Genomic DNA, 243 nt, shown 5'->3' with positions numbered 1-243 from the left:
GAGGTGCTGCGCCAGCTGAACACCGTGAGCGACAACCTGCGCAACGACCTGGCCGGGCGCCAGTACACGGACGTCTCGGTCAACGTGAGCCAGGCGCCGCGCGCGCAGGCCGCGGCGCAACCGGGTGCGGGCTTCGGCGCGGATGCGCAGGGCCGCGGCCGCCAGCAGGGCCAGGACCAGGACGAGCGCGCCCCCGGCGCGGCCCTGGCCGAAGCCAACCAATCCACCACCGCGTTCTCCCTC

General features: G+C 74.9%; 1 pseudogene. It reads left to right on the top strand.

Annotated elements, in window-relative coordinates:
* Positions 1 to 243 (top strand): annotated as a pseudogene (locus tag L0U85_RS20265) (hypothetical protein); the annotation flags it as partial.

It is taken from the genome of Glycomyces sp. L485 (assembly GCF_022548875.1).
Taxonomy (GTDB): Bacteria; Actinomycetota; Actinomycetes; order Mycobacteriales; family Micromonosporaceae; genus Glycomyces.
The sequence above is the reverse complement of the archived record's forward strand: the minus strand, read 5'-3'. Positions and strand labels throughout refer to the sequence as shown.